The organism is Streptomyces sp. T028 (assembly GCF_048159505.1).
Taxonomy (GTDB): domain Bacteria; phylum Actinomycetota; class Actinomycetes; order Streptomycetales; family Streptomycetaceae; genus Streptomyces.
This window is the reverse complement of record NZ_JBLRVZ010000002.1, coordinates 122,274-148,514: the sequence shown is the minus strand read 5'-3', so window position 1 is coordinate 148,514 and position 26,241 is coordinate 122,274. Positions and strand designations below refer to the sequence as shown.

The 26,241-nt window shown below is 72.4% G+C and carries 24 protein-coding genes and 1 pseudogene; 16 read left to right on the top strand and 9 right to left on the bottom strand.

Features of this window, described 5'->3' with window-relative positions:
• Nucleotides 1-213 precede the first annotated feature (213 nt).
• On the bottom strand, nucleotides 214-879 hold the full coding sequence (locus ACLZN2_RS02200) for a PASTA domain-containing protein (protein WP_416976589.1): 666 nt from the start codon (nucleotides 877-879) through the stop codon (nucleotides 214-216).
• 227 nt (nucleotides 880-1,106) lie between these two features.
• On the opposite strand from ACLZN2_RS02200, the gene ACLZN2_RS02195 reads away from it, so the two are divergent.
• The gene (locus ACLZN2_RS02195) at nucleotides 1,107-1,550 is read left to right on the top strand and encodes a hypothetical protein (protein ID WP_416976588.1); all 444 of its coding nucleotides are present in this window, start codon (nucleotides 1,107-1,109) and stop codon (nucleotides 1,548-1,550) included.
• A gap of 387 nt (nucleotides 1,551-1,937) precedes the next feature.
• Nucleotides 1,938-2,381, top strand: a complete 444-nt coding sequence (locus tag ACLZN2_RS02190) for a tyrosine-type recombinase/integrase (protein WP_416976587.1) — start codon at nucleotides 1,938-1,940, stop codon at nucleotides 2,379-2,381.
• On the opposite strand, the gene ACLZN2_RS02185 is transcribed toward ACLZN2_RS02190, so the two are convergent.
• From ACLZN2_RS02185 to ACLZN2_RS02175, 3 genes are all read right to left on the bottom strand, one after another.
• Complete coding sequence (locus ACLZN2_RS02185; protein ID WP_416976586.1) at nucleotides 2,278-3,864, bottom strand: amino acid permease; 1,587 nt, start codon at nucleotides 3,862-3,864, stop codon at nucleotides 2,278-2,280. The genes ACLZN2_RS02190 and ACLZN2_RS02185 overlap by 104 nt on opposite strands.
• A gap of 158 nt (nucleotides 3,865-4,022) precedes the next feature.
• Complete coding sequence (locus ACLZN2_RS02180) at nucleotides 4,023-4,868, bottom strand: siderophore-interacting protein (RefSeq protein ID WP_416976585.1); 846 nt, start codon at nucleotides 4,866-4,868, stop codon at nucleotides 4,023-4,025.
• Between the two features lie 170 nt (nucleotides 4,869-5,038).
• On the bottom strand, nucleotides 5,039-6,007 hold the full coding sequence (locus ACLZN2_RS02175) for a 5'-3' exonuclease (protein ID WP_416976584.1): 969 nt from the start codon (nucleotides 6,005-6,007) through the stop codon (nucleotides 5,039-5,041).
• 406 nt (nucleotides 6,008-6,413) lie between these two features.
• Between ACLZN2_RS02175 and ACLZN2_RS02170 the strand changes: the two genes are divergently transcribed.
• The 4 genes from ACLZN2_RS02170 to ACLZN2_RS02155 all read left to right on the top strand — a co-directional run bounded on the left by ACLZN2_RS02170 (nucleotide 6,414) and on the right by ACLZN2_RS02155 (nucleotide 9,783).
• Entirely contained in the window at nucleotides 6,414-6,983 is a 570-nt protein-coding gene (locus tag ACLZN2_RS02170; RefSeq protein WP_416976583.1) for a helix-turn-helix domain-containing protein, read from the top strand.
• Nucleotides 6,983-7,702: a helical backbone metal receptor gene (locus ACLZN2_RS02165; protein ID WP_416976582.1), complete on the top strand. Its 720-nt coding sequence runs from the start codon at nucleotides 6,983-6,985 to the stop codon at nucleotides 7,700-7,702. Before ACLZN2_RS02170 ends, ACLZN2_RS02165 begins: the two co-directional genes overlap by 1 nt.
• Nucleotides 7,703-7,777: 75 nt before the next feature.
• Nucleotides 7,778-8,695, top strand: coding sequence for a LysR family transcriptional regulator (locus tag ACLZN2_RS02160; RefSeq protein WP_416976581.1), 918 nt, complete (start codon nucleotides 7,778-7,780; stop codon nucleotides 8,693-8,695).
• 125 nt (nucleotides 8,696-8,820) lie between these two features.
• Entirely contained in the window at nucleotides 8,821-9,783 is a 963-nt protein-coding gene (locus ACLZN2_RS02155; RefSeq protein WP_416976580.1) for an aminoglycoside phosphotransferase family protein, read from the top strand.
• On the opposite strand, the gene ACLZN2_RS02150 is transcribed toward ACLZN2_RS02155, so the two are convergent.
• Together ACLZN2_RS02150 and ACLZN2_RS02145 are read right to left on the bottom strand one after the other, a co-directional pair.
• Nucleotides 9,758-10,477, bottom strand: a complete 720-nt coding sequence (locus ACLZN2_RS02150; RefSeq protein WP_416976579.1) for a gamma-glutamyl-gamma-aminobutyrate hydrolase family protein — start codon at nucleotides 10,475-10,477, stop codon at nucleotides 9,758-9,760. The genes ACLZN2_RS02155 and ACLZN2_RS02150 overlap by 26 nt on opposite strands.
• Nucleotides 10,478-10,523: 46 nt before the next feature.
• The gene (locus ACLZN2_RS02145; RefSeq protein WP_416976578.1) at nucleotides 10,524-11,258 is read right to left on the bottom strand and encodes a FadR/GntR family transcriptional regulator; all 735 of its coding nucleotides are present in this window, start codon (nucleotides 11,256-11,258) and stop codon (nucleotides 10,524-10,526) included.
• A 114-nt stretch (nucleotides 11,259-11,372) separates the two neighbouring features.
• Between ACLZN2_RS02145 and ACLZN2_RS02140 the strand changes: the two genes are divergently transcribed.
• From ACLZN2_RS02140 to ACLZN2_RS02130, 3 genes and pseudogenes are all read left to right on the top strand, one after another.
• Nucleotides 11,373-12,731, top strand: a complete 1,359-nt coding sequence (locus ACLZN2_RS02140; RefSeq protein ID WP_416976577.1) for a glutamine synthetase family protein — start codon at nucleotides 11,373-11,375, stop codon at nucleotides 12,729-12,731.
• Nucleotides 12,732-12,742: 11 nt separating this feature from the next.
• A complete protein-coding gene (locus ACLZN2_RS02135; RefSeq protein ID WP_416976576.1) occupies nucleotides 12,743-14,128 on the top strand; it encodes an aldehyde dehydrogenase family protein in 1,386 nt (461 codons plus the stop codon).
• Nucleotides 14,125-14,908 (top strand): annotated as a pseudogene (locus ACLZN2_RS02130) (3-oxoacyl-ACP reductase). Before ACLZN2_RS02135 ends, ACLZN2_RS02130 begins: the two are co-directional and overlap by 4 nt.
• A 3-nt stretch (nucleotides 14,909-14,911) precedes the next feature.
• On the opposite strand, the gene ACLZN2_RS02125 reads toward ACLZN2_RS02130, so the two are convergent.
• Nucleotides 14,912-16,114: an amino acid deaminase/aldolase gene (locus tag ACLZN2_RS02125; protein ID WP_416976575.1), complete on the bottom strand. Its 1,203-nt coding sequence runs from the start codon at nucleotides 16,112-16,114 to the stop codon at nucleotides 14,912-14,914.
• A gap of 2,463 nt (nucleotides 16,115-18,577) precedes the next feature.
• On the opposite strand from ACLZN2_RS02125, the gene ACLZN2_RS02120 reads away from it, so the two are divergent.
• Entirely contained in the window at nucleotides 18,578-19,705 is a 1,128-nt protein-coding gene (locus tag ACLZN2_RS02120) for a hypothetical protein (protein ID WP_416976574.1), read from the top strand.
• Nucleotides 19,702-20,901, top strand: coding sequence for a type VII secretion-associated serine protease mycosin (mycP, locus tag ACLZN2_RS02115; RefSeq protein WP_416976573.1), 1,200 nt, complete (start codon nucleotides 19,702-19,704; stop codon nucleotides 20,899-20,901). Before ACLZN2_RS02120 ends, mycP begins: the two co-directional genes overlap by 4 nt.
• A gap of 37 nt (nucleotides 20,902-20,938) precedes the next feature.
• Here mycP and ACLZN2_RS02110 read toward each other — a convergent pair whose 3' ends face one another.
• Nucleotides 20,939-21,934: a serine hydrolase gene (locus ACLZN2_RS02110; protein WP_416976572.1), complete on the bottom strand. Its 996-nt coding sequence runs from the start codon at nucleotides 21,932-21,934 to the stop codon at nucleotides 20,939-20,941.
• Nucleotides 21,935-22,084: 150 nt separating this feature from the next.
• Here ACLZN2_RS02110 and ACLZN2_RS02105 point away from each other — a divergent pair, with 150 nt between their 5' ends.
• Nucleotides 22,085-22,816 (top strand): SseB family protein, encoded by a 732-nt coding sequence (locus ACLZN2_RS02105; RefSeq protein WP_416976571.1) that lies wholly within the window; start codon nucleotides 22,085-22,087, stop codon nucleotides 22,814-22,816.
• Nucleotides 22,817-22,870: 54 nt separating this feature from the next.
• Here the strand turns inward: ACLZN2_RS02105 and ACLZN2_RS02100 are convergent, their stop codons facing one another.
• Nucleotides 22,871-23,245 (bottom strand): DUF1844 domain-containing protein, encoded by a 375-nt coding sequence (locus ACLZN2_RS02100; RefSeq protein ID WP_055638854.1) that lies wholly within the window; start codon nucleotides 23,243-23,245, stop codon nucleotides 22,871-22,873.
• Between the two features lie 394 nt (nucleotides 23,246-23,639).
• Here ACLZN2_RS02100 and infC point away from each other — a divergent pair, with 394 nt between their 5' ends.
• The 4 genes from infC to ACLZN2_RS02080 all read left to right on the top strand — a co-directional run bounded on the left by infC (nucleotide 23,640) and on the right by ACLZN2_RS02080 (nucleotide 26,232).
• On the top strand, nucleotides 23,640-24,311 hold the full coding sequence (gene infC, locus ACLZN2_RS02095) for a translation initiation factor IF-3 (RefSeq protein ID WP_416976632.1): 672 nt from the start codon (nucleotides 23,640-23,642) through the stop codon (nucleotides 24,309-24,311).
• 111 nt (nucleotides 24,312-24,422) lie between these two features.
• A complete protein-coding gene (rpmI, locus tag ACLZN2_RS02090) occupies nucleotides 24,423-24,617 on the top strand; it encodes a 50S ribosomal protein L35 (RefSeq protein WP_004933563.1) in 195 nt (64 codons plus the stop codon).
• Nucleotides 24,618-24,718: 101 nt separating this feature from the next.
• Complete coding sequence (gene rplT, locus ACLZN2_RS02085; protein ID WP_055492778.1) at nucleotides 24,719-25,102, top strand: 50S ribosomal protein L20; 384 nt, start codon at nucleotides 24,719-24,721, stop codon at nucleotides 25,100-25,102.
• 278 nt (nucleotides 25,103-25,380) lie between these two features.
• Nucleotides 25,381-26,232 (top strand): TrmH family RNA methyltransferase, encoded by an 852-nt coding sequence (locus ACLZN2_RS02080; RefSeq protein WP_416976570.1) that lies wholly within the window; start codon nucleotides 25,381-25,383, stop codon nucleotides 26,230-26,232.
• Nucleotides 26,233-26,241 lie beyond the last annotated feature (9 nt).

Below are 26,241 nucleotides of genomic sequence, written 5' to 3'. Positions count from 1 at the left end.
TCCCTGGAGCACGGCGGCCGCTCTGCTGGTCGGGCCACCAGCCGGCGGGGTAGGTGGTACTCCGTCGAGGTGTTCGAGTGCATGCCCGGCCACGGGTGCGCACGACCGCAGAAGGTCATGCCACCCCTCTGATCTCCCGCCAGTCCTCGCACCCCAGGCGTTATGAGGGCGGGCGGGGCCCCGCGGTCGAGTTGCCTCGGGTCTCGCTGATGCTCAGGGGCAGGTCTCATCGAACTTGACCGCGGTGAACTCCACAGGCTGCCCGTTCAGAGCCGTGCCCGCTTTCGGGGTCTGGCCGCAGACCTTCCAGTTCGACTCGACGAGGATGAACCGGTCGTCGCCGGACACGTCTTCCACGGTGATCGACGTATCGGAGTCGAGCGCGGCACGGGCGGCCTTCACGCTCTTCCCGGCGAAGTCCGGCATCTTCCCGTCGGCGGTCGTGGGCTCGGCCTGATCTGTCTTGGGGCAGGTCTCCTTCAGCTTGACGGCGCCGAAGTCGAGCTCCGTGTCCGTCGACACGCTCTTGCCGGCGGCGATGTTCTGGGAGCAGACCTTCCAGTCGCGGTCGAGGATCTGCATGCGGGCGCGGCCGAGGCTGTCGTGGGAGGTGAGGGTGTAGAAGCCCTGTTCCTGCGCGGCGTCTTGGGCGGACTGGAGGCCCATGCCGACGAAGTCGGGAACGGCCTTCTTCTCGTCACTGCTGGCCTTGGCGTCGCTGCTCCCGGCGTCCTTGGTGGCGGTGCTGGTGGCCGGTGCGCTGCTACTCGTCTTCGTCGAGGTGCTGCTGCCGGAGTCGCCACCGTCGATGGCGTTGCCGATCGCGCCGATGACGATGACGCCACCTGCGATACCGCCGATGAGTTTCCAGTTGGCCATGGTTGTCCCCCTGTTGGCGCGAGTTGTGGTGAGGGGGGAGCGTATGAGGGGGTGCGGAGGCGTGTGGGGCGTGTGGCTGTTCTGTGACCTGAACGGGTGGCGCGCGCATGGCGGCAGGACTTCCGCGTTCACATCACCCCACAGGGTCACAACACGGCCATACTCGCCATACGGTGGCATCCAAGCCACGATGATGCGACCTCCACCACGCACGTCCTGGGGGGACCATGCGCCACATCACCGTGCTCGCCACCACCCTGCTACTCGCCGCGCTCACCACCGGCTGCTCCAGCGGCGCGAGCGACACCGCCGAGTCAAAGGCCGCCAGCAAGCAACCGAACACGGCCACGCCCATCGTCGAGGAATCGACGACTTCCGCCGAAAACGCACTGAAGGATGCCGAGGAGGAGTTCGAGGAGTCGCTGAAGAACAGTGATGACGCACTCGGCGAAACGATCGGCGTGCAGGAAGGGACCTACGAAGTCACCAACTCCCAGCCGGACTACGAGGACCCCGCCCAGGCACTCGACGACGAGTACATCACTCCGGGTACGTACACCACGAAGGGCCCGGCCGACTCGGCGTACGACTGCTATTGGGCGCGCATGGGGGACGCGTCCGCCGGGTCCCTCCAAGCCAACGACCTCACCGGGGTCTCGCCCTCGGTGTAGCTCAGCTCGACACGCGGCAGGTAGGCGATGACCAGTGCGGCGTCTTCGTCCTGTGTCACCGGCACGAGACGCTGCATATTCGCGAGGAGTGCCGAACCGGTGGCGGGTTTCAGCGTCCAATGGCCTGCGTCAGGGCGAGCTGCTCGGTCTGGAGGAGGGGCTCGACTTCCTGCGCCGGAAGGTGGAGGCGAGTCAGCAGCTGGTCACGCCCGACAAGGGGCCGCAGTACCTTGGGCCGTTGAAGACCCCGGAGTCGTACCGCGAGGTGCCGCTCGCGCCGTCGGCGGTGACCGCGGTGTCCATGCATATGGCGGAGTTCCCGCCTGTTGCTGTGGAGATCGAGGACCGGACGGACCCGCTCCCCCCAAGACCCGTAAAGCCAGTCTGGTGTTCACCGACGACAACGGCCGGCCGGTCCGCCGGTCGACCTGGTCCCGCGTCTGGAAGTCCGTCAAGGACGGCGCGAACAAGGCGCTCGACGAGCAGCATGCCGAGGCGTACGCGAAGTGGGAGCGTCTCGGGAGGCCCGAGGGATCCGAGCCGGAGCGAGTGCAAGTCCCGGAGAAGTGCACGCTGCACTCGCTCCGGGACTTCTACGCGTCATGCTTGATCAAAAAGAACGAGAACGTCAAGACCGTTCAGGTGCGCCTCGGGCACTCGAAGCCGAGCATCACGCTCGACAAGTACACGGGCCTCTGGCCGACGGGCGAGGACACCACGGCCGACGCTATCGAGTCGGTTCTGGGAGAGGTTCCGCAGCAGCCGATTTCTGAGCCGAGTGCCCTCGTTGTGCCCTCACAGTCCGGTAGAGGAGTCCGCTCACTACCGTGACCAGCAAGAACAGCACGGTGAACCACTGGAAGTACCAGTGGCCGCCCGCCGGGTCGTACACCGCCGCCCGGGGCCAGGCCAGGTTGACGGTCATCAGCAGGCCGTAGAGGAGGGCGAGGGCGTTGACGGGGACGCCCCAGCGGCCCAGGGAGAACAGCGGGGCGCCGGTCTCGTCCGTGCCGGCCGAGGAGAACCCACCGCGCAGACGGCGGACCAGGAGAGGGCCGGTGACCATCGCGTAGGCCAGGTACAGCATCACGATGCACGTGGTGCCGATGGCCAGGAAGGCGTCCGGCGAGGCGAAGTTCAGCAGCAGCAGGGCCGCCGCGAGGACACCGACGACGAGGGCGGGGGCGCTCGGCATGCCGGTGCGCGGGTTGACGCGCGCGAGGCGGGCGGAGAAGGGGAGTTGCCCGTCGCGGGCCATGGAGAACAGCATCCGGCAGGCCGCCGTCTGGATGGCGAGCGTGGCCACCGCGATCGCGACCACCACGTCCGCGAGGAGCACCCTGCCGACGCCGTCGCCGAGGCTGCTGGTGAGGACGTAGGAGAGTCCCTCGACGCCGAGACGCCCGTCGGTCAGGCTGGGCGCGGCGAGCAGTCCGCCGAGCACGATCAGCCCGCCGAGCAGTCCGGCCGCGCCGAGCGCGGTGAGGATCGTACGGGGCGCCGTACGACGGGGGTTGCGGGTCTCCTCGCTCATCTCGCCCGCGCTGTCGAAGCCGATCATCACGTAGGCGGCGGTGAACGAGCCCACGGCCAGGGCCCCGAACAGGCCGGACTGGGCGGCGCCGGTGGTGTGGAATGTGATGCCGGGGGTGCGCTCGGAGTGAGTCAGCAGTAGGACGACGATGAGGACGGCGCCGATGATCTCGGCGGTCACGCCAACCCGGTTGACCACGGACATCACGCGGTTGTCGACGACGTTCACGAGCGTGGTGAGGACCAGCAGGACCACGCCGAGCAGCGCCGCGTTGGCCGCGCCGTCCGCGGAGACGGGCGAGGGGTCGGTGCCGATCAGCTGGAAGCCGGACCAGATCGCCGGCAGCACCATCTGCAGGGCGAGCGCGGCCGCCGCGACGACGACGATCTGCCCGATCACCATGATCCAGCCGGCGAACCAGCCGAACGACGGCGTCGACAGCCGCGACGACCACTGGTAGATCGCGCCGGAGATCGGGTAGCGGGCCGCCAGTTCGGCGAAGCAGGCGGCCACCAGCAGCTGCCCGACCAGCACCACCGGCCAGGTCCAGAAGAAGACGGGGCCTCCGAAGGCGTACCCGAAGGCGAAGAACTGGAAGACGGTAGTGAGGACGGAGATGAAGGAGAATCCGGCGGCGAACGAGGCGTACCGGCCGAGGCTGCGGTGCAGTTCCTGGCGGTAGCCGAACTCGGCGAGGGAGCGGTCGTCGGCGGAGGAGCCGGAGGGGGCGGGGGAGTGCGGCGGGTCGGGGCGTACGTCGGCGGGAGAGGTGGTCGTCACGGCGGCACCTGCCTTGGGCGCGAATTCCTGTCGGGCGACAGAAATTAGGGACGCGCTGTTTCGCAGGTGTCACGCCGTCATGTCCGGGACGGGCCCAACTCCTCACGCTCCCCCACCGGGAGCGCTGTGCGGCCGGGGGCCGTGTGTGGCCTGGATCGTTACGCGGCCGAGGACGCGCCCTCCTGTTCGGCCTCCACGCGCGCGTTCCACTCCCGCTTCGAGGCCTGCCAGCCGTCCTCGTTGTGGCCGAGGCGCCAGTAGCCGGAGATCGACAGGTCCTCGCGCGGGATCTGCAGGTCGATGCGGAGCAGTCGGCGCAGTTCCTTCACGGCGGCCGCCTCGCCGTGCACGAACGCGTGGACCCGGCCCTCCGGGAACTCCAGCGCGTGGACCGCCTCGACGAGCCGCTCGCCGACCGGCCGGCCGTCGCGGTGCAGCCAGGTGACCTCGACATCGGAGTCGATCTTCTGCTCCTCCGAGGGTCCGTCGACCTCGATGAAGGCGTGCGCCACGGCGCCGGAGGGCAGTGACTCCAGCGCGGCCGCGATCGCGGGCAGCGCGCTCTCGTCACCGGCGAGCAGATGCCAGTCCGCTTCGGTGTCGGGGGCGTAGGCGCCGCCGGGGCCCATGAAGCGGACGGTCTCGCCCGGCTGGACGCGCGTCGCCCACGGCCCGGCCAGGCCCTCGTCGCCGTGGATCACGAAGTCCAGGGTCAGCTCACGGTGTTCGGGGTCCCAGGCCCGCACGGTGTACGTCCGGGTCACGGGCCACTGCTCGCGCGGGAACTCGGCGCGGATCCGCTCCATGTCGAAGGGCTCCGGGTAGGTCACGCCCTCGGGGCCGAAGAGCAGTTTCACATAGTGGTCCGTGCAGGTGCCGACCGTGAACCCGGCCAGACCCTCGCCGCCGAGCACCACGCGCTGCATGTGCGGGGTCAGCCGTTCGGTGCGGACGACCTGCGCGGAGTGGGGCTTGCGCGGCTGCCGTGCCGGACGTTCTGCCATGACGGCCTCCCATGTTCTATGGTTAGGTTTACCTAAGTTAGCATCTCTCCCCCGGTGATGCCTCTGCTGTGAGAGGTTGATTCACCCCTCGTGCCGAGGATGGCTTTCCGCCCCCGCGCATGTCATTCCGTACGGCGAGAACAATGCTCACGCGCCGGGCGCCCCGGAACTCATGCGCCGGCGGCCCCCGACGCGCCCAGCGTCTGCAGCAGCCGCTGCAGCGACCCGCCCAGACCCCAGCGCTCCGCGAGCCCCTCCAGTGTCGCCCCGTCCCGCGGCGCGTGGGGCAAAGAGATGTCCACGTCCGGCAGCGGTACGTCGGCCGCGACCCGGACCACCGTCGGTGCGACCGCGACGTACGGCCGCGCCTCGTCCAGCCGCTTGCGCTGCGAGGGGGTGAGCTTCGCCTTCGGGTCGTCGACCGCCGCCATGATCCCGGCCAGGTCGCCGAACTCGGCCAGCAGCTTCGCCGCCGTCTTCTCCCCGATGCCCGGCACCCCCGGCAGCCCGTCGCTCGGGTCGCCGCGCAGCAGCGCCAGATCCGCGTACCCGCGCCCGTCGACGCCGTACTTCTCGCGCAGCCACGCCTCGTCGGTCGTCTGCAGCGTGCCGACGCCCTTGAGCGGGTACAGCACCCGCACCCCGCGCGCGTCGTCCACCAACTGGTACAGGTCGCGGTCGCCGGTGACGATGTCGACCGGGCCCGCCGCCCGCGCGGTGAACGTGCCGATCACGTCGTCCGCCTCGTAGCCGGTGACGCCCACGCGCGCGATGCCCAGCGCGTCCAGCACCGCCTCGATCACCGGCACCTGCGGCGAGAGCGTGTCCGGCACCTCCTCCTCGTCCGGGCCCACCGGGCGCTCCTCGGCGACGCGGTGCGCCTTGTAGGAGGGGATCAGGTCGACCCGCCACTTCGGGCGCCAGTCGGCGTCCATGCAGGCCACCAGCTGCTCGGGCCGGTGGTCCTTGACCAGGCGGTCGATGAAGTCGAGCAGTCCGCGCACGGCGTTCACCGGCGTGCCGTCCGGGGCCTTCACGGAGTCCGGGACGCCGAAGTAGGCGCGGAAGTAGAGTGAGGCGGTGTCGAGGAGCATGAGTCGTCCGGTCACGCCTCGCATCATGCCGCACGGGTGTGGCATCCATTGCGGTCTCGACCTGACAGCCCCGCCCCTCGTGTCATGGGCCGTGTCATGTTTCGTGTCATGCCCGCAGATGGGACGCCCTGTCACCACGGCAAGGATCCGGCCAACCACGCAGCGCTATCCCCGGGCCTGGGGTGATGTGGTTGGGAAGCCGGGGACGAGCGGGAACACTCACGGCCGTTCGCGCATTGAACCGGAAAAGGGGAGGGCGCGTGAGCGCCCGGCGACATCGGTGACCCGTTTCGCTGGCGCGATCTGTGGGGTGGTGTGTCACCTGGCGTGTCCTCGATGTGACGGGCACATGAAACGGTTTGCCGAACATGCGTAGGGTGCAGAGAACTCTTCAGAGCACCGACTTTTCGACGCACCGACTTTTCGACGAGCGAAGGAGGGAGCCGGAGCGATGGGCGACCACAAAGAACAGCCTCTGCGGGTCGGCGCGGCCGTACGGCGGCGACGCCGGTCCCTGGACCTCACCCTCGCCGTCGTGGCCGAGCGCAGCGGCCTGTCGGTCCCGTTCCTGAGCCAGATCGAGAACGACCGGGCCCGGCCCAGCACCAGCTCCCTGGAGAAGCTCGCCGACGCCCTGCGGACCACGGCCGTCGAACTCCTCGCCGCCGCCGACCCGGCGTGCAGCGTGGACGTCGTCCGCGCCGAGGACACCGAGACGTCGGCACCCGAACCGCGCTCCCGCTCCCTGGTGCGCGGCCATCACCAGATGCACGCCACGGAGTTCACCGGCGACCACGAGGCCGGCCGTGAATTCCAGTACCGCAACGACCAGTTGATGTACGTCGCCGACGGCGCCGTGGAGATCGAGGCCGAGGGCCGCGCCTACCGTCTGGGCCGGGGCGACACCCTGTATCTGACCGGCGGGGTCCGCCACCGCTGGCGGGCGACCGTCGCGGACACCCGGGTGGTCGTCGTCGCCGTCGCGGAGCACATCGAGGCGGTCAGGAACCGGAAGCGCTAGTGCGCGTCGTCTCCTTGGTGCCCTCCCTCACGGAGGCGGTGGCCGTCACCGTGCCCGGCGCGCTGGTCGGCGCCACCGACTGGTGCAGCCATCCGGCGGACCTCGACGTCACCCGGATCGGCGGCACCAAGAACCCGGATGTCGAACACATCGCCGCCCTCGCGCCCGACCTGGTGATCGCCAACGAGGAGGAGAACCGCGAGCCGGACCTCTCCGCCCTGCGTACGGCGGGTGTCGAGGTGCTGGTCACGGAGGTGCGGGACGTCCCGCAGGCCTTCCGCGAGCTGGCCCGCGTCCTCACGGCGTGCGGCGCGCGATCCCGCCCGCGCTGGCTGGACGAGGCGGAGGAGGAGTGGACCGGGCTGAAGGAGCCGGAGAGCCGCCTCACGGCCGTCGTACCCATCTGGCGCCGCCCCTGGATGGTGCTCGGCCGCGACACCTTCGCCGGTGACGTCCTGGCCCGCCTCGGTGTCGACCACCTCTACACCGCCCACGAGGACCGCTACCCGAAGATCGCCCTGGAGGACCTCCGAGCGGCCGCCCCCGACGTCGTCGTCCTGCCCGACGAGCCCTACCGCTTCACCCCCGACGACGGCCCCGAGGCCTTCCCCGGCCTGCCCTGCGCACTCGTCAGCGGACGGCATCTGACCTGGTACGGCCCGTCGCTCACCGAGGCTCCGCGGGCGCTGGGCGAGGCCTTGCGAGCAGCGCTCCGCTGACGAGCCGAGCCGGACGACGTCGCTGTGGGGGCATAAACTGGGCTTATGAGTTTGGGTGCGGGGAAGGTGGCGGGGATGTCGGAGGAACAGCCCGGAGTCACCGGTTCCCTCGCCCATCGCGTGCCGGATCTCGGGGCTCTGGAGCTGCTGCTGGCCGTGGCCCGGCTGGGCAGTCTGGGGGCGGCGGCGCGCGAGCTGGGCATCACCCAGCCTGCCGCCAGCAGCCGGATCCGTTCCATGGAGCGGCAGCTCGGGGTGGCGCTGGTGGACCGTTCGCCGCGCGGGTCGCGGCTCACCGACGCCGGGGCGCTGGTGACGGACTGGGCGCGGCGGATCGTGGAGGCGGCGCAGGCCTTCGACGCGGGGGCGCAGGCGCTACGGGACCGGCGGGACTCGCGGCTGCGGGTGGCGGCGAGCATGACGATCGCGGAGTATCTGCTGCCCGGGTGGCTGGTCGCGCTCCGCGAGGGCCGCCCCGACACGGCTGTGTCCCTCCACGCCGGGAACTCGGCGGCGGTGGCGGAGCGGCTGCTGTCCGGGGAGGCGGATCTGGGGTTTGTGGAGGGGCTCACGGTCCCGACCGGCCTCGACTCCGCGGTCATCGCCCACGACCGCCTGATCGTCGTGGTCGCGCCCGGCCACGCCTGGGCCCGCCGTCGGAGGGCACTGGCCGCCGCCGAGCTGGCCTCGACGCCGCTGATCCTCCGGGAGAAGGGCTCGGGTACGCGGCAGGTGTTGGACACCGCCCTGGGCGGACTGGCCCGACCTCTCATCGAGCTCTCCTCCACCACGGCCGTGAAGGCGGCGGCGGTGAGCGGTGCGGGGCCTGCGGTGCTGAGCGAACTGGCGGTCGGCGAGGAGCTGTCCCTACGACGCCTGGTGGGCGTCCCGGTGGAGGGGCTGGCCCTTGCCCGCGAGCTCCGAGCCGTGTGGCCGACCGGACACCGCCCCACGGGGCCGGCCAGGGACTTGCTGTCCCTGACCCGAGGCTGACCGGCCCGTCCCAGGGGGCTCCGCCCCCTGGACCCGGCCTATGCCCACCCACCACCCGACTCGGTTGGGAGGAAAGCCGGCGAAAAACGTTGGCGGCCGAAGACGCCCCCCGGCCACCATGGCCCATGACCACCCCCGCCCCACCCGCCGAAGGCACCCGCACCCCCTGGGAAGCCCTCCCCACCCCCGTCCGCACAGCGGTTGCCGACCTCCTGGGCGCCCCGGTCACCCACGCCACCACCCAACCCGGCGGCTTCTCCCCGGGCGTGGCCGCCCGCCTCCGTACGGCCACCGGCCACCGCGCCTTCGTCAAGGCGGTCAGCGCCGACGCCAACCCCCACAGCCCCGACCTCCACCGCACCGAGGCCCGCAACGCCGCCGCCCTCCCGCCCACCGTCCCCGCCCCCCGCCTCCTCGGCACCTACGACGACGGCACCTGGGTCGCCCTGGTCTTCGAGGAGGTCCCCGGCCGCCAGCCCCATGTCCCCTGGCAGGAACCGGAGTTGCGCCGAGTGCTGGACGCGGTGGCCGATCTGGGCCGCGCCCTCACCCCGGCCCCCGTCCCGGCCCCGCCCGCGGCCGAGTCGTTCACCGAGTCCTTCGCGGGCTGGGAGCGGCTGACGGCGCCGGAGGCGGAACGGCTCCGCCCCGGCCTCGACCCCTGGACCCGCGACCGGCTCCCGGCCCTCGCCGACCTCGCCGCGGACTGGGCGGACGCCACCGCCGGCGACACCCTCGCCCACGGCGACCTGCGCGCCGACAACATCCTGCTCACCGCCGACGACCGCGTCGTCTTCGTCGACTGGCCGCACGCCGTACGCGCCGCCCCCTGGTTCGACCTGCTGGTCATGCTGCCCTGCGTACGGGCCCAGGGCGGACCGGACCCGGAGGAGCTGTTCACCACGCACCCGTGCGGCCGGGACGCCGACCCGGACGCGGTGACCGTGGCGCTGGCCGCGCTGGCCGGCTACTTCGTCGCGTCCTCGCTGCGCCCCTCCCCGCCCGGTCTGCCCACCCTGCGCGCCTTCCAGCGCGCCCAGGGCGAGGCGGCCCTCGCCTGGCTCAGGAGGCGGTGGAAGCGGTCGTAGCGGCCACGGCCGACTCGACCAGCGCCCGCATCACCCGCAGGTCCTCGCCCATCTCCGGATGCCACTGCACCCCGAGGACCCAGCCGTCGGGGGAGGACGGCTCCACCGCCTCCACGGTCCCGTCCACCGCGTACGCGCTCGGGATCAGACCGGCGCCGAGGCGGTCGACGGCCTGGTGGTGGTACGTGGGTACGGAACTCTCCTCCGGGACGGCGGCGGCGTACCGCGTGCCCGGGACCGGCTTGACCGGGTGGCCGCCGAACACGCCGACCACCTCCGCGTGCCCCTCGACGTGCTGCGTCAGCGTGCCGCCGAGGGCCACGTTCAGCAGCTGCATGCCCCGGCAGATGCCCAGCAGCGGCACGCCCGCCGCCAGCGCCGCGTCGATCAGGGCGAGTTCCCACGCGTCGCGCTCCCGGGCCGGCGGGCCGGTACGGGGGTCGCGCTCGGCGCCGTAGCGGACCGGCTCGACGTCGGGGCCGCCCGCGATCACCAGGCCGTCGAGGCGGGCGACCGTCGCCGCCGCGTGCTCCGGAGCGTCCGGCGGCAGCATCGCGGCCAGGCCGCCCGCCCGCTGGACCAGCCGCGGATAGCCGGCCGGCAGCAGCGCGGCGTCCAGCTCCCACACGCCCCAGCGCGCCCCGGCCTCCAGATACGTACTGACCCCGATCAGCGGCCGCCCGCCGTCCGTCATGTGTCCTCCCGCCCCCGCAATGGACCGTCTCCAGACCAATAGCATGTCATGCGAGGAACCCCCTGAGCAGCGCCGCCGTCCCCGCGCAGTGCTCCCGCATCATCTCCCTGGCCCCGTCCGCGTCCCCGTCCAGCACCGCCTCGACCAGCGCGGTGTGCTGGCGCTGCGAGTGCTCCAGGTTGCGCACAAGGAGCGGGATGCAGTCCAGCAGGTCGTTCACGCTCGCCCGGACGGCCGCGTACTGCGCCGTCAGCGAGGGCGAGCCGCACAGCTCGGCCAGCGTGAGGTGGAGCAGGGTGTCCAGGCGCCGGTAGTCGGCCAGCGGGGCGTCCGCGGTCCGGGCGAGGGCGTCGCGCAGCCGGTCCGCCTGCTCGTCCGTGAGGCCGTGCGCGGCACACAGTCCCGCCGCGCCGACCTCCAGCACCTCGCGGAAGCGCAGGACGTCCTCGATGTCGACCTCGGCGATCCTGCGCCGCAGCTCGTCCTCGCCGCCGGCGTCCGCGCGCGGCAGGACAAACGTTCCGCCGTACCGGCCCCGCCGGGACTCCACCAGCCCCTGGTCCTGGAGCACCTTCAGCACCTCGCGCAGCGTCACCCGGCTGATCCCGAGCCGCTCCGCCAGGTCCCGCTCGGCCGGCAGCCGCTCGCCCCCGGGCACCAGACCCAGCCGTACGACCTGCAGGATCTGCTCCAGCGCCTCCTCGAAGCCGTTCCCCGCGCGCACCGGCCGCAGCACCGGAGTCAACCGGTCCGCCAGGCCGCCGTCCGCGTCCACCGCCATCTGGCCGTGCCCCCTTCCCAAGCAATGGTTCTCGGCAATACCTTATGGCTCCCGGCCCGCCCGAAGAAGCCGAGGGAGCCGAGGAAGCCGAGGAAGTCGAAGGAGGCCCTTCCCGTGGCAGACCGCACACCCCCGCTCAGTGCCGAGGAACTGCACGCCCTGGTCGCGAGCGGCGAGATCGACACTGTCGTCCTGGCCTTCCCCGACATGCAAGGGCGTCTCCAGGGAAAACGGTTCGCCGCCCGGTTCTTCCTCGACGAGGTCCTCCACCACGGCACCGAGGGCTGCAACTACCTCCTCGCCGTCGACACCGAGATGAACACCGTCGACGGCTACGCCATGTCCTCCTGGGAGCGGGGCTACGGCGACTTCGCCATGCACCCGGACCTGTCCACCCTGCGCCGCGTGCCCTGGAACGCGGGTACGGCGATGCTGGTCGCCGACCTCGCCTGGAGCGACGGCTCACCCGTCGTCGCCGCCCCGCGCCAGATACTGCGCCGGCAGCTGGAGCGCCTCGCCGAGCACGGCCTCACCGCCCAGGTCGGCACCGAGCTGGAGTTCATCGTCTTCAAGGACAGCTACGAGCAGGCCTGGGACGCGAACTACCGGGGGCTGACCCCGGCCAACCAGTACAACATCGACTACTCGGTCCTCGGGACCGGGCGGATCGAGCCCCTGCTGCGCCGTATCCGCAACGAGATGGCCGGAGCCGGTCTCACCGTCGAGTCCGCCAAGGGCGAGTGCAACCCCGGCCAGCACGAGATCGCCTTCCGCTACGACGAGGCCCTGGTCACCTGCGACCAGCACGCGATCTACAAGACCGGCGCCAAGGAGATCGCCGCGCAGGAGGGTGTCTCGCTCACCTTCATGGCCAAGTTCAACGAGCGCGAGGGCAACTCCTGTCACATCCACCTGTCGTTGGCGGACGCGGACGGCGACAACGCCTTCGCTTCCCCGAGCGGCATGTCCGACACCATGCGGCACTTCCTCGCGGGCCAGCTCGCCGCCCTGCGCGACTTCTCGCTCCTCTACGCGCCCAACATCAACAGCTACAAGCGCTTCCAGCCGGGCTCCTTCGCCCCGACAGCCGTCGCCTGGGGCCACGACAACCGCACCTGCGCCCTGCGGGTCGTAGGACACGGCCGCTCGCTCCGGTTCGAGAACCGGCTGCCCGGCGGGGACGTCAATCCGCACCTCGCCGTCGCCGGACTGGTCGCGGCCGGGCTGTACGGCATCGAGCAGCAGCTGGAACTGCCCGAGGCCTGCCCCGGCAACGCCTACACCGCCGACTACGCGCACGTCCCGACCACGCTCCGCGAGGCCGCCGAGCTGTGGGAGAACAGCCCGGTCGCCAAGGCCGCCTTCGGCGACGAGGTCGTCGCCCACTACCGCAACATGGCCCGCGTCGAGCTGGACGCCTTCGACGCCGCGGTCACCGACTGGGAGCTGCGCCGCTCCTTCGAACGCCTGTGAAAGGTCATCTCTTGTCCGACCCGCACGAGCTCATCGTCCTGAACCCGGCCACGGAGGACGTCGTCGCCACCGTCCCCGCGGCCGACGCGGCCGACGTGGACGCCGCCGTCGTACGCGCCACCGGCGTACAGCGGAAGTGGGCCGCGCTCCCGCCCGCCGACCGCGCCCGTCTCCTGCGCCGGTTCGCCGACGTCGTCGACAGCCACCTGGAGGAGCTGGCGCGGCTGGAGGTCCGTGAGGCCGGACACCTCCTCGGCAACGCCCGCTGGGAGGCCGGCAACGCCCGCGACCTGCTGCTGTACGCGGCCGGCGGCGTCGAACGCCTCACCGGCCGGCAGATCCCGGTCCCCGGCGGCTGGGACGTCACCTTCCACGAGCCGCTCGGCGTGGTCGGGGTGATCGCCCCCTGGAACTTCCCCATGCCGATCGCCGCCTGGGGCTCCTTCCCGGCCCTCGCGGCCGGTAACGCGGTCGTCCTCAAGCCCGCCGAGACCACCCCGCTCACGGCCCTGCGGCTCGCCGAACTCGCGCTCGAAGCCGGCCTGCCCGAGGGGCTGTTCCAGGTCCTGCCCGGGTACGGCGCGGTCACCGGACGCGCGCTCGTCGACCACCCCGGCGTCGCCAAGATCGTGTTCACCGGCTCCACCCGCACCGGCCGCGAGGTCATGGAGCGCTGCGCCCGCCAGGTCAAGCCGGTCACCCTCGAACTCGGCGGCAAGAGCCCCAACGTCGTCTTCGCCGACGCCGACCTCAAGGCCGCCGTCGACCCCTTCTCCTTCCTCGACAACTCCGGCCAGGACTGCTGCGCCCGCACCCGGATCCTCGTCCAGGAGTCGGTCCACGACGAGGTCGCCGCGCTGCTCGCCGCCGCGCTGTCCGCCGTCGTGGTCGGCGACCCCGCCGACGAGGGCACCCAGATGGGGCCGCTGATCTCCCGTCAACAGGTGGACCGCGTACGGTCGTTCGTGCCGGACGACGCCCCCGGGCTGCGGGGCGGTGCCCCGGACGGGCCCGGCTTCTGGTTCCCGCCGACCGTCCTCACCGGCGCCGCGCCCGACTCCGACGCCGCCCGCGAGGAGATCTTCGGCCCCGTCGCCGTCCTCCTCCCCTTCACCGACGAGGCGGACGCGATCCGGCTCGCCAACGACACCCCCTACGGCCTCTCCGGCTCCATCTGGACCCGGGACGTGGGCCGCGCCCTGCGCGTCTCGCAGGCCGTGCGCGCGGGGAACCTGTCCGTCAACTCCCACTCCAGCGTCCGCTACTGGACCCCGTTCGGCGGCTTCAAGCAGTCCGGTGTCGGCCGTGAGCTGGGCCCGGACGCCCTGACCGCCTTCACCGAGACCAAGAACGTCTTCATCAGCACGGAAACCAGCACGGAGGGCCCCGCACAGTGACCGAACAGATTGTGTGCCGTCGCCTCGTCGGCCGGACGGCCGTCATCACCGGGGCCGGCAGCGGCATCGGCCTCGCCACCGCCCGCCGGCTCGCCTCAGAGGGCGCGCACGTCGTCTGCGGCGACGTCGACGAGGTGCGCGGCAAGGCGGTCGCCGACGAGATCGGCGGGACCTTCGTGAAGGTCGACGTCACCGACCCCGAGCAGGTCGAGGAGCTGTTCAAGACGGCGTACGACACCTACGGCAGTGTCGACATCGCCTTCAACAACGCGGGCATCTCGCCGCCCGACGACGACTCCATCCTGGAGACCGGACTGGAGGCCTGGAAGCGCGTCCAGGAGGTCAACCTGACCTCCGTCTACCTGTGTTGCAAGGCCGCCATCCCCTACATGCAGCGCCAGGGGAAGGGCTCCATCATCAACACGGCGTCCTTCGTGGCGCGGATGGGGGCGGCGACCTCGCAGATCTCGTACACGGCCTCCAAGGGCGGTGTCCTCGCCATGTCCCGTGAGCTGGGGGTGCAGTTCGCGCGGGAGGGTATCCGTGTGAACGCCCTCTGCCCGGGACCGGTCAACACCCCGCTCCTTCAGGAGCTGTTCGCGAAGGACCCGGAGCGGGCCGCCCGGCGACTGGTGCACATCCCGGTCGGCCGGTTCGCCGAGGCCGAGGAGATCGCCGCGGCCGTGGCCTTCCTGGCCAGCGACGACTCCTCGTTCGTCAACGCCACCGACTTCCTGGTGGACGGCGGGATCGCGGGGGGCGTACGTGACGCCCCTGTAGGACTCACAGGAAGGTGTGGCCCTCGCCGCGGTAGGTGGGCACGGTCGCCGTGACCGTGTCCCCCTCCACGAGGTGCAGCACGTCGAACCGCTCGCACAGCTCACCGGCCTTCGCGTGCCGGAACCACACCTTGTCGCCGATCAGCAGATCGTCGGCGGGAGAGCCGATCAGCGGGGTCTGCACCTCGCCGGGGCCCTCCTGGGAGTCGTACCGCAGCCCCTCCGGGAGGTACGGCACCGGCAGCCGGTCGGGCCCGGCGGCACCGGAGGCCGGGTAGCCGCCGCCGAGGACCGTCACGACCCCAACCCCCGGCCGCCGTACGACGGGCTGGGCGAACAGGGCGGCCGGACGCCCTGTGAACGACGTGTAGTTGTCGAACAGCCGCGGCACGTACAGCCCCGACCCGGCGCCGATCTCCGTCACCGCGTCCTCGGCGGCCGTGTGCTGCACACTGCCGGTGCCGCCGCCGTTGACGAACTGCAGGTCCGGGGCGACGGCCCGCACCGCGCGCACCACCGCGGCGCGCCGCTCGGCGAGTTCACGGCGGGCCGTGGCCTGCATCAGCCGGATCGCCCGCGACCGGAAGGGCCGCCCCGCCACGTCGTCGCCGACACCGGCGATATGACCCTCGTACGCCATGATCCCCACGAGGCTGAACCCCGGCCGCCGGGCCACCGCCCGTGCCACCTCGGCGACCTGGGCGGGGGAGTGCAGCGGGGAACGCAGGGCGCCGACCCGCACCCGGCCGCCGAGCAGCTTCAGCGAGGTGTCCAACTCCAGGCAGACCCGCACGACTTCGGTACCGCCGGCGCGCGCCGCGTCGATCAGGTCGAGCTGCGCGACGTCGTCGACCATGACCGTGACGGCGGCGGCGAGCTTGGGGTCGGCGGCGAGTTCGGCGAAGGCGGCGCGGTCGGCGGAGGGGTAGGCGAGCAGGATGTCGTCGAAGCCGGAGCGGGCCAGCCACAGGGACTCGGCCAGGGTGAACGACATGATCCCCGCGAAGCCGTCCTTCGCGAGGACGCGCTCCAGCAGGGTCCGGCAGCGCACGGACTTGCTGGCCACACGGATCGGCTTGCCGCCGGCCCGGCGGAGGAGGTCCCCGGCGTTGGCGTCGAAAGCCTCCAGGTCGACGATCGCGAGAGGGGCGTCGAGATGCTCGGTGGCCCGGTCGTAACGGGCCCGGTCGGCGGCGCGCGCAGTCATGAACGAAGCCTGCCAGACTCGATTACCGCAGGGTAGGGGGATGTTCCGGGCAGATGCCCCACGGGTCCCGGACTGGTTCCCGTTCGCTCGGCAACAAGCCGTAGAGTGACGCGCACGCACGGAGGACGGCTCCGGCCGGAGATCCGCGCCGGGATGCCGCTCCCTTCGCGCGGGTATGCGTGCCTGAACGGACGACCGTGTCCGCACGGGCCGCCCGGGCACGCGCAGGACGGCCCGCGTACGAGAACGACGGCCCGGGCCAGAGGAAACGGGGGGTGCATGAGTACGGAAGCACGCCGCGCCTCGATCCCCCCGCGCCCGGACGTCCCACCCCTCCCACCCCAGCCGCCCACGGCGGGCGAGAGCGGGGAGGACCAGCAGAGCGACGCACTCGGGGAGAAACCCGCGAACGACACAGGGAGGCCGTCCGGCGCCGACGAGAACGGCACGTACGGCGTGAATGGTGCGGGTGACGTGAGTGGCGCGGGCGGCGGTGTGAACCGCAGAGACGTTACGCCTGGTACCGAGGGCACGGCAGGCGCGGCCGGGGCGCGGAACACCGCCCCGCGAACCCGGCCGGCCCGTCCCACCGGAGCCACCACCCCGAGGTCCCCGAGGATCCCGGCCCCCTGGGTCCGCCCGTACGCCCCGTCGGCCGGCCAGGAGGGGAACACCTCCCCGGAGGCCCCCGGACGGGGCACCTCGACGCCTGCCCAGGGCGCCTCGGACCCTGCGTCCCGCTTTCCTTCCCCCTTCCGTACGGACCCCGCGAGCGCGCCGCCTCCGCCTCCCGCGTCCGCCCGCTTCCCCGACGCGCCTCCCCGGCCGCAGCCCCCCGCGTCGCCCACCTCACGGACGCCCGGCGTCCCCGGTGCCTCCCGCCCGGGCAGTGGCTCACCCACGTACCGACCGTGCGGCACGGCCGACACCGAGGCGCCGCGCAGGTCCTCGGCCCCGGAGGGTTCCGACACTTCGCGCGCCGGTACCCCGGGCACCGGCCGTGCGGGAAGCGGCACCGGCCGTGCGGGAAGCGGTGCCGACGCGCGCCCCGGCGGTCCCGGCGCCGCTCGCGCCCCGGAAGCCGCCGAACCGGGTAACCCCCACACCCCGGGCTCGTCGATTCCCCGCCCCTCCGACTTCTTCGGCGCGCGTCCCGCCGAGCCCGTCGACAGCATCGGCTCGCGTCCCACCGCTCCCGTCTCCGGCAGCGCCTGGAGCCCTCTGCCCCGCAGTTGGGTCCCCAGCCCGAGTGTGGGCGTGGAGCCGGAGGCGCGGGAGGGCGCCGCGTCCGTCCGGCGGGCCGCCTCCGCGCAGTCGGCGGCAGCCGAAGCGGACTCCCAGCCGGCCTGGTCGCCCACCTCCGCCGTACCGCCCCCCGACTTCACCGTCCCGCAGCCGGCGCCCAGGACGGTGCCCCCGAAACCCACCACCCGTCCCACGGCCGGAAACCCCGCCCCGACGCCCCCCGCGCCGACCCCGAACACGACCACCCGCCCCACACCCCCCACGCACCCCACTCCCGCTCCGGGCACCTCCGCTCACCCTGCCACCGATGCCGGTCCCGGCGCCGGGCCGGGGACCTCTGTGCGTCCCGCTTCCGCGCCGGGCACCTCCGCCGCCCGCCCTGCCACCGGTCCGGGAGCCCCCAGCCGCCCTGCTGCGGGTCCCGGCGCTTCGGGCCGTCCCGATGCTGGGCCGAACGTCTCCGGCCGTCCCGCTGCGGGTGCGGGAGCTTCCGGGCGTCCCGCTGCGGGTCCTGGCGTCTCGGGTCGTCCCGATGCTGGGCCGAACGTCTCCGGCCGTCCCGCTGCGGGTGCGGGAGCTTCCGGGCGTCCCGCCACGGGTGCGGGAGCTTCCGGCCGTCCCGCTACGGGGCCTGGCGTCTCGGGTCGTCCCGATGCTGGGCCGAACGTCTCCGCCCGTCCCGCTATGGGGCCGGGAGCCTCCAGTCGTCCCGATGCCGGTCCGGGGACGTCTGTGCGCTCCGCCTCGGGGCCGAACGTCTCCGCCCGTCCCGCTATGGGGCCGGGAGCCTCCAGTCGTCCCGATGCCGGTCCGGGGGCGTCCGTGCGTCCCGATGCCGGTCCGGGGGCGTCCGTGCGTCCCGTCTCCGGGCTGGGGGCCTCGGCCCGTCCCGCTATGGGTTCGGGAGCCTCCAGCCGTCCCACTGAGGGTCCCGGAGCCTCGGGGCTTTCGGACGTCGGGCCGAACACCTCCGTGCGTCCCACTGCTGGTCCGGGGGCCTCCGGCCGCCCCGCCACCGGTCCGGGAGCCTCGGGTCGTCCCGATGCCGGGCCGAACACCTCCATGCGCCCCGCCTCCGGGTCGGGAACCGCGACGCGCCCCGCTGCCAGGGCGGACGCCTCCGCTCGGCCCTCCGCGTTCGGTGATGCCGGGCCGGGCGCCCCCGCAGGCCCCACGGCTGGGCAAGCCGGCTCCGGCCGCCCCCCTGCCACACCCAGCATGCCCCCGCGTCCGACGGCCGCGCCCAGCACGCCCCCGCGCCCCACCGCCGCGCCGAACACGCCCCCGCGTCCCAAGTCCGCTCCGGGCTCCTTCGCCCACATCCCCGCCCCTGCGGCGCCGAGCGCTCCGCCCAGCCGTGCCACCGGACAGGGCGCCGGGCCGAGCGCTTCCGCGAGTGCCCCGCCCGGTTCCGCCACGGGACAGGGCGCCCCCGCCCGGCCCACCGTCCCCCTCGGCGCCGGCGGGGTCTCGCCCGACCCCGCTCTTTCCTGGAGTGCCCCCATGGCCCCCGGCGGTGCCCCGGGCGCCACGCGGCCCGTCGTGACGTTCGGGGAGCCGGAGGGTTTCGGGGACGCGCCCCGCGCGGCCGGGCGGCGGACGCGTGCCGTCGTGGCCGCCGCCTGTGTCGTGCTCGGGCTGGGCCTCATCGGCGGGGCCGTCACCGGGAGTTGGCTCATCGGGGACGCGGAGGGAAGCGGCGCGCGGGACACGTACGCCGCCGCCGGCGGGCTGTGGCACAACGTTCCCGTCGACGAGCTCTTCCCGGTCACCATCAACGGCCAGGGCGCCGGGCCCGGCGGCGCCGACCGGACCTGGACGCGGATCGCCGTCGCCCCGGACAGCGGCTGCGCCGACGCCTTCGACCCGTTGCTGCGCCAGGCCCTCACCCCGGTCGGCTGCCAGCGGCTCCTGCGCGCCACCTACACCGACGCCACCCAGAGCTACGTCACCACCGTCGGCCTGCTGTTCACCACCGCCGACGCGGCCGACATGCGCGCCCTCGACACCCGCTTCGACAAGGAGGGCCTGGCCCGCCGCACCGACCTGATGCCGAAGCCGTACGCCGCCAAGGGCACCGCGGCCGCGTCCTTCGGGGACAAGCAGCGTGCCTCGTGGACGATCTCCGTCCTCACCGACGCGCCGGTCGTCGTCTACGCCGTCTCCGGCTGGGCCGACGGCCGTACCGTCGACAGCCCGCAGCCCGCCTCGCAGGCCACCGCCTCGGGCGCCACCACGGCCCCCGCCCAGGCCGGCCTCGGCAACGAGGCCCAGGGCCTGGCCGACCGCATCGAGCGAAGCCTGCGCAAGACCGCCGTCACACCGCCCTCGGAGCAGCCCTCATGAGCCGTCGTAGCCGTCACAAACACCGGGCCGGGCTGCTCTGCTGTCTCCTCGCCGGCGCCGTGGCCCTGCTGCCCGCCGCCCCCGCGTACGCCGACGGCATCCGCGCCCAGCAGTGGGCCCTCGACGCCATGCACACCCAGGAGGCATGGGAGACCACCAAGGGCAAGGGCATCACCGTCGCCGTCCTGGACACCGGCGTGGACGCCGACCACCCCGACCTCGAGGGCAACGTCCTCGAAGGCAAGGACATGGTCGGCTTCGGTGCCGTCGAGGGACAGCGCCCCTGGGCCCGGCACGGCACCGCCATGGCCGGCATCATCGCCGGTCACGGCCACGGATACGGCAACGGGGACGGGGTCATGGGCATCGCGCCCGAGGCCAGGATCCTCCCCGTCCGCGTGATCCTTGAGGACGAGGACCCGCAGCGGACCAAGGCCCGCAACAGCCGTGGCAACGCCCTCGCCGAGGGCATCCGCTGGGCCACCGACCAGGGTGTCGACGTCATCAACCTCTCCCTGGGCGACGACTCCGCCTCGGCCCACCCGGAACCCGCCGAGGACGAGGCCGTGCAGTACGCCCTGAAGAAGGGGGTGGTCGTCGTCGCCTCGGCCGGCAACGGCGGCGACAAGGACGACCACATCTCCTACCCTGCGGCCTACCCGGGCGTGATCGTCGCGACCGCCGTCGACCGCTACGGCACCCGCGCCTGGTTCTCCACCCGCCGCTGGTACGCCACGGTCGCCGCCCCCGGCCAGAAGGTCGTGATCGCCGACCCCGACCAGAAGTACTACGAGGGCTGGGGGACCAGCGCGGCCTCCGCGTTCGTCTCGGGCGCGGTCGCGCTCATCAAGGCCGCCCACCCCGGTCTCACCCCGGCGCAGATCAAGAAGCTCCTGGAGGACACCGCCCGTAACGCCCCCGCCGGCGGCCGCGACGACTCCCGGGGCTTCGGCTTCATCGACCCCGCCGCCGCGATCCGGGCCGCCGGTGACCTCGAGCCGGAGGGCCTGAAGTCCGCGTCCTACGGCAAGAAGTACTTCGGCACGGGCCCCGACACCGCCCGCGCCGCCGACGACACCTCCAGCTGGGCCGCCCCGCTCGCGGGCGGCGCCGGAGCGGTGCTCCTGATCGGCGCGGTCGTCGTGTGGCGCGGCCGACGCGAGCCGGACGAGTTCGAGAACTTCGAGACCTATTAGATCTACGAGACGTCCTGGAGGTCCGTACAGCGCACGGCTACTCGGTGGCCGATGCCGACGCCGATGCCGACGCGCTGTCGTCCGCGAACGTCGACACCGCCGCCTGCGCCGCCGCCTCCACCAGCGAGATGCCCTTCGCCTGCGTCGCGTTGCCCTTCGACAGCACCGCCACCAGATACGTGCGCCCGCCGGACGTCACCTGCCCGATGCTGTTGACGTCCCACAGCCCGGTGGTGCTCCTGGCCAGCCAGCCGTTCTTCAGCGCCCACGACGAGCCGTCGGCCGCCGCCGAGACACCCCAGTGCTGGTCGGCGGCTATCTGCTTCATGAGGCCCCGCATGTACGTCTGCGACGCCTCGCTCAGCTCCGAGTCGTCACCGAAGACCTGCTGGAGCAGCCTGAGCTGGTCGGCGGCCGTGGTCTGGGTCAGCCCCCACAGCATGTCGTCGCCGCCCTCGGTGCCCGTGAGCCCGAACCGCTCGTTCGCCGCGTCCAGCCCCTCCGCCTTGCCGATGGTCCGCCACAGCTCCGACGCCGAGGCGTTGTCGCTGTTCTCGATCATCGCGGTGGCGTACGACTTCTCGGTCGCCGTGAGCTGCCGGCCCGCGTCCTGCGCCTGGAGCAGCAGTGTCGCCAGGATGTCCACCTTCACGATGCTCGCCGTGTCGAACGCGGCGGAGCCGTACGTGGCGCTGTCCCCGGAGTCGACGTCGAGCACGGCCACGGACACCTTCGCCGTGTCCGGCACGGTCACCGACTCCATCGCCCCGGCCAGCAGCGCGTCGTAGTCCACCTCGGGCGCCGCCACCGACTCCACGCTCACCCCTCCGTCCGCCGACTCCGACGCGGACGCCGACGGCTCCGCGGAGGACGACGATACGGCCCCCTCACCGGAGTGCGCCTGCGCCTTCACATAGACGGTGCCGCCCGCCGTGGCGCCGAGGACGGCCACGGTGGCGAGCGCGGTGTAGAGGAGGGAACGGCGCCTGGACGGGCGGGCGCGGCGACCGCGACGAGCTCTGCGAGACTCCATGCCCGTGATGGTGGCGGCACCGACTGTGCGGGCCGTTAGACGCACGTAAGAGGTACGTCAGCGGAGGCTGAGAATCCTGTGAAAGCTGTCTCCGCCGCGTTTCGGACCCCGCACAAGCCCAGCAGCATCCCCCCGATAAGGTCGGTGACCGTGGCGAACAAGAACATTCCCGACCCCGGCTACTCCGACGACGACGGCTCCGCCGACCCCCGGCTGAGCGCGGCGCTCGCCGCCTGGGCCGAGGACCGCACCGCCGTCGGCCCCGTCCTGGAGGCCCTCGAGGGTACCCGGCTGCTCGTCCCCGTGGTCGCCGTGCTCGGCGAGGTCGAGGTGGACGAGAACGGGCTGCGCCGCGAGAAGACCAGCGACATGGCCGTCCCCACCCTGAAGGCCGGCGGCCGCACCGCCCTGCCCGCCTTCACGTCCACCGACTCCCTGGCCCGCTGGGACCCGGCGGCGCGCCCCGTCGCCGTACCCCTGCACCAGGCGCTGCGGGCCGCCGCGCACGAGAAGGCGGACACCGTGGTGCTCGACATGGCCGGGCCGGTGGCGTTCGAACTGACGGGACCGGCGCTGCTGGCGCTCGCGGAGGGCCGTACGACGACCGATCCGCTCGCCGATCCGGCCGTACGCGAAGCGGTGCGCGCCGCGGTGGCCGCCGAGTCCGCCGTGGTCGGCGCGTACCTCGGGCCGGGGGAGGCGGACGGCACCCTCGCCCTCGTCCTCGATCCGGCCGCGGCCCCCGCCGAGGCCGCCCGGGCCGTGGCCGGCCGCCTCGCCGCCGACGAGACACTGAGGGCCCGCCTGGTGCGCGGCCTCGACCTGGCACTCCTGCCGGCCGGGACCACGCCTCCGGGCGAGCCCCTGTACGTACGTGGATGAGCCGGCCCGACCGGGCGGACCAGCCGCAGACAGACGACCAGCCGCGACGGACGACTAGCCGTAGACGGGCCCGGTGTACTTCTCGCCCGGGCCCTGGCCCGGCTCGTCCGGGACGATCGACGCCTCGCGGAACGCCAGCTGCAGCGACTTCAGGCCGTCGCGCAGCGGGGCCGCGTGGAACGAGCTGATCTCGGTCGCGCTCGCGTCCAGCAGCCCGGCGAGGGCCGTGACCAGCTTGCGGGCCTCGTCCAGGTCTTTGTACTTGTCGCCTTCCTCGGTCAGTCCGAGCTTCACGGCGGCCGCGCTCATCAGGTTGACGGCGACCGTGACGATCACCTCGACGGCCGGGACCTCGGCGATGTCGCGGGTCATCTCGTCGAAGTCGGCGGAGGCGGGGTCCGGGGAGCCGGCGGGGGAGGTCTCACTCATGCCCCACACGATAGGCGCAGGCCGCCGGGCCCCCGCACCTAGGCTCGATTCGCCCTTCCCGGCACGGGCTGCTAATCTCGATTAACGACCGGTCGGACACGCGTGCCACCCAGCAGGCGGGCCCGGCCCACAAGTGGAGACTCCGAGCTCCCACCCGACTGTCCTCCGGGACGGCGGGTCATCCGGTCAGGCGGCCGCCATCGTTCCGTACGGACGATGGAGTCGCCCGGTAGTGCGCCCCGCGATCCATCGCGACGGTGCTCCGGTAGTGCTTGGAGCCCCGCATGTGATCGTTCGGGGCATTTTTTGTGCTTCGGCGTGGTTACAGGTCTAACGACACAGACGTTACGCGGCCGTCCGCCAGACGCTCGCGTGGTGCTACCGAGGAGGATCCATCAGCGCCGAGCCCCGCATCAACGACCGGATTCGCGTTCCCGAGGTGCGACTTGTCGGTCCCAGTGGCGAGCAGGTGGGCATCGTCCCCCTGGCCAAGGCACTGGAGCTTGCGCAGGAGTACGACCTGGACCTGGTCGAGGTCGCGGCGAACGCCCGCCCGCCGGTCTGCAAGCTCATGGACTACGGGAAGTTCAAGTACGAGTCGGCCATGAAGGCCCGTGAGGCGCGCAAGAACCAGGCGCACACGGTCATCAAGGAGATGAAGCTCCGGCCGAAGATCGACCCGCACGACTACGACACCAAGAAGGGTCACGTCGTCCGGTTCCTCAAGCAGGGCGACAAGGTCAAGATCACGATCATGTTCCGTGGTCGCGAGCAGTCCCGGCCCGAGCTGGGCTACCGACTGCTGCAGCGCCTCGCGGAGGACGTCCAGGAGCTCGGGTTCGTCGAGTCGAACCCCAAGCAGGACGGCCGCAACATGATCATGGTCCTCGGTCCGCACAAGAAGAAGACCGAGGCGATGGCCGAGGCGCGTCAGGCGCAGGAGGCCCGCAAGGCAGAAGCGAAGGCCAACCCCGGCCGCTCGCAGAACCCCGCGGACGCCGAGATCACCGACGCCGAGGTCACCGAGACCGCCGAGGCCCCTGCCGAGGCTTCCGCCGAGGCGTGATCCGAGGGACGTACGTCCCCTGGACGCAACCCATACAGCAGCGACGCTCCACCCCGTGCCCGGTTTCACGACCGGGCACCGGAGCGCCACCGACGAGGAGAGAACGGCGCTATGCCGAAGAACAAGTCGCACAGCGGTGCCAGCAAGCGCTTCAAGGTCACCGGCTCCGGCAAGGTGCTCCGTGAGCGCGCCGGCAAGCGCCACCTGCTCGAGCACAAGTCGTCCCGAGTGACGCGTCGCCTCACCGGCAACGCCGAGATGGCCCCGGGCGACGCCGCGAAGATCAAGAAGCTTCTCGGCAAGTGACGTACGCGGCGCTCTGCGTGAGCGCCGTACGTCTGGACCGGGACCCCATCGATTCCGGGCCGTGTGACGACACCCACGGCCCCGCTACAAGGAGTTAACAAGTGGCACGCGTCAAGCGGGCAGTCAACGCCCACAAGAAGCGCCGGGCGATCCTCGAGCAGGCTTCCGGCTACCGCGGTCAGCGTTCGCGCCTGTACCGCAAGGCCAAGGAGCAGGTCACCCACTCGCTGGTCTACAACTACAACGACCGCAAGAAGCGCAAGGGCGACTTCCGTCAGCTGTGGATCCAGCGCATCAACGCCGCTGCCCGCGCCAACGGCATCACCTACAACCGCTTCATCCAGGGTCTGAAGGCCGCGAACGTCGAGGTCGACCGCAAGATCCTGGCCGAGCTCGCCGTGAACGACGCGGGTGCGTTCGCCGCGCTCGTCGAGGTCGCGCAGAAGGCGCTGCCGGCGGACGTCAACGCGCCCAAGGCCGCGTGACGCTGCGCTGGCTTTGAGTCGACGTGACCGGGGACCCGCAGGTTTCACGCCTGCGGGTCCTTTGCTGCTGACACCCACCGGCAGTCGTTCGCCTGCGGACAGTCGTTGGCTGATCGCGCAGTTCCCCGCGCCCCTGGGGGGTTGCAGCTGCGTTGCCCGAAAACGTGCCGCCGCTGCGGGCAGTCGTGCCGATGGGGCGGCACGGGTGGGCGCAGCGGCACCCCGCCAGCGCCGGTGAGCGTCCTCCGGCAGTACGGATACCGAAGGTGAACCAGAACATGCCCCCCGCCAGCCCCGAGCTGATCTCCGCCCGTTCCCCCCGCGTCTCCGCCGCCCGCCGGCTCGCGCGCCGGAACTTCCGGGGCAAGGAGCGACTGTTCCTCGCGGAGGGCCCGCAGGCCGTACGGGAGGCGGCGGCGTACGGCGAGGACACCCTCACCGAACTGTTCACCACCGTCGAGGCCGCGGAGCGGTACGCCGACATCGTGGGGGAGGCCCGAGCCGTCGGCGCCCGCGTCCATCTCGCCGACGAGCAGGTCATCGCCGACATCTCGACGACCGTCACCCCGCAGGGGCTCGTCGGGGTCTGCCGGTTCGTCGACACGCCCTTCGAGGAGATCCTCGCCGCCCGGCCCAGGCTCGTCGCCGTGCTCGCGCATGTGCGGGACCCAGGGAACGCCGGCACCGTCCTGCGGTGTGCCGACGCCGCCGGCGCCGAGGCCGTCGTACTGACCGACGCGTCCGTCGACCTGTACAACCCGAAGGCCGTCCGCGCCTCCGTCGGATCGCTGTTCCACCTGCCCGTCGCCGTCGGCGTGCCCGTCGAGCGGGCCGTGGCGGGGCTCAAGGACGCCGGAGTGCGGATCCTCGCCGCCGACGGGGCGGGCGAGGACGACCTCGACGACGAACTCGACAAGGGAACCATGGGCGGCCCCACCGCCTGGGTCTTCGGCAACGAGGCCTGGGGGCTCCCGGAGGAGACCCGCGCCCTCGCCGACGCCGTCGTCCGCGTCCCGATCCACGGGAAGGCCGAGAGCCTGAACCTGGCGACCGCCGCGGCCGTATGTCTCTACGCATCGGCCCGTGCACAGCGCGCCTCCGGAGGGTGCCGCTCCGTCACCGAGAGCTAGTAGGGTGAC

Coding starts and splice junctions, on each gene's coding strand:
- ACLZN2_RS02200 (WP_416976589.1), bottom strand. CDS start 879: ATGGCCAACTGGAAACTCATCGGCGGTATCGCAGGTGGCGTCATCGTC.
- ACLZN2_RS02195 (WP_416976588.1), top strand. CDS start 1,107: ATGCGCCACATCACCGTGCTCGCCACCACCCTGCTACTCGCCGCGCTC.
- ACLZN2_RS02180 (WP_416976585.1), bottom strand. CDS start 4,868: ATGGCAGAACGTCCGGCACGGCAGCCGCGCAAGCCCCACTCCGCGCAG.
- ACLZN2_RS02175 (WP_416976584.1), bottom strand. CDS start 6,007: ATGCCACACCCGTGCGGCATGATGCGAGGCGTGACCGGACGACTCATG.
- ACLZN2_RS02170 (WP_416976583.1), top strand. CDS start 6,414: ATGGGCGACCACAAAGAACAGCCTCTGCGGGTCGGCGCGGCCGTACGG.
- ACLZN2_RS02160 (WP_416976581.1), top strand. CDS start 7,778: ATGTCGGAGGAACAGCCCGGAGTCACCGGTTCCCTCGCCCATCGCGTG.
- ACLZN2_RS02155 (WP_416976580.1), top strand. CDS start 8,821: ATGACCACCCCCGCCCCACCCGCCGAAGGCACCCGCACCCCCTGGGAA.
- ACLZN2_RS02150 (WP_416976579.1), bottom strand. CDS start 10,477: ATGACGGACGGCGGGCGGCCGCTGATCGGGGTCAGTACGTATCTGGAG.
- ACLZN2_RS02145 (WP_416976578.1), bottom strand. CDS start 11,258: ATGGCGGTGGACGCGGACGGCGGCCTGGCGGACCGGTTGACTCCGGTG.
- ACLZN2_RS02125 (WP_416976575.1), bottom strand. CDS start 16,114: ATGACTGCGCGCGCCGCCGACCGGGCCCGTTACGACCGGGCCACCGAG.
- ACLZN2_RS02120 (WP_416976574.1), top strand. CDS start 18,578: ATGCCCCCGCGTCCGACGGCCGCGCCCAGCACGCCCCCGCGCCCCACC.
- mycP (WP_416976573.1), top strand. CDS start 19,702: ATGAGCCGTCGTAGCCGTCACAAACACCGGGCCGGGCTGCTCTGCTGT.
- ACLZN2_RS02110 (WP_416976572.1), bottom strand. CDS start 21,934: ATGGAGTCTCGCAGAGCTCGTCGCGGTCGCCGCGCCCGCCCGTCCAGG.
- ACLZN2_RS02100 (WP_055638854.1), bottom strand. CDS start 23,245: ATGAGTGAGACCTCCCCCGCCGGCTCCCCGGACCCCGCCTCCGCCGAC.
- rpmI (WP_004933563.1), top strand. CDS start 24,423: ATGCCGAAGAACAAGTCGCACAGCGGTGCCAGCAAGCGCTTCAAGGTC.
- ACLZN2_RS02080 (WP_416976570.1), top strand. CDS start 25,381: ATGCCCCCCGCCAGCCCCGAGCTGATCTCCGCCCGTTCCCCCCGCGTC.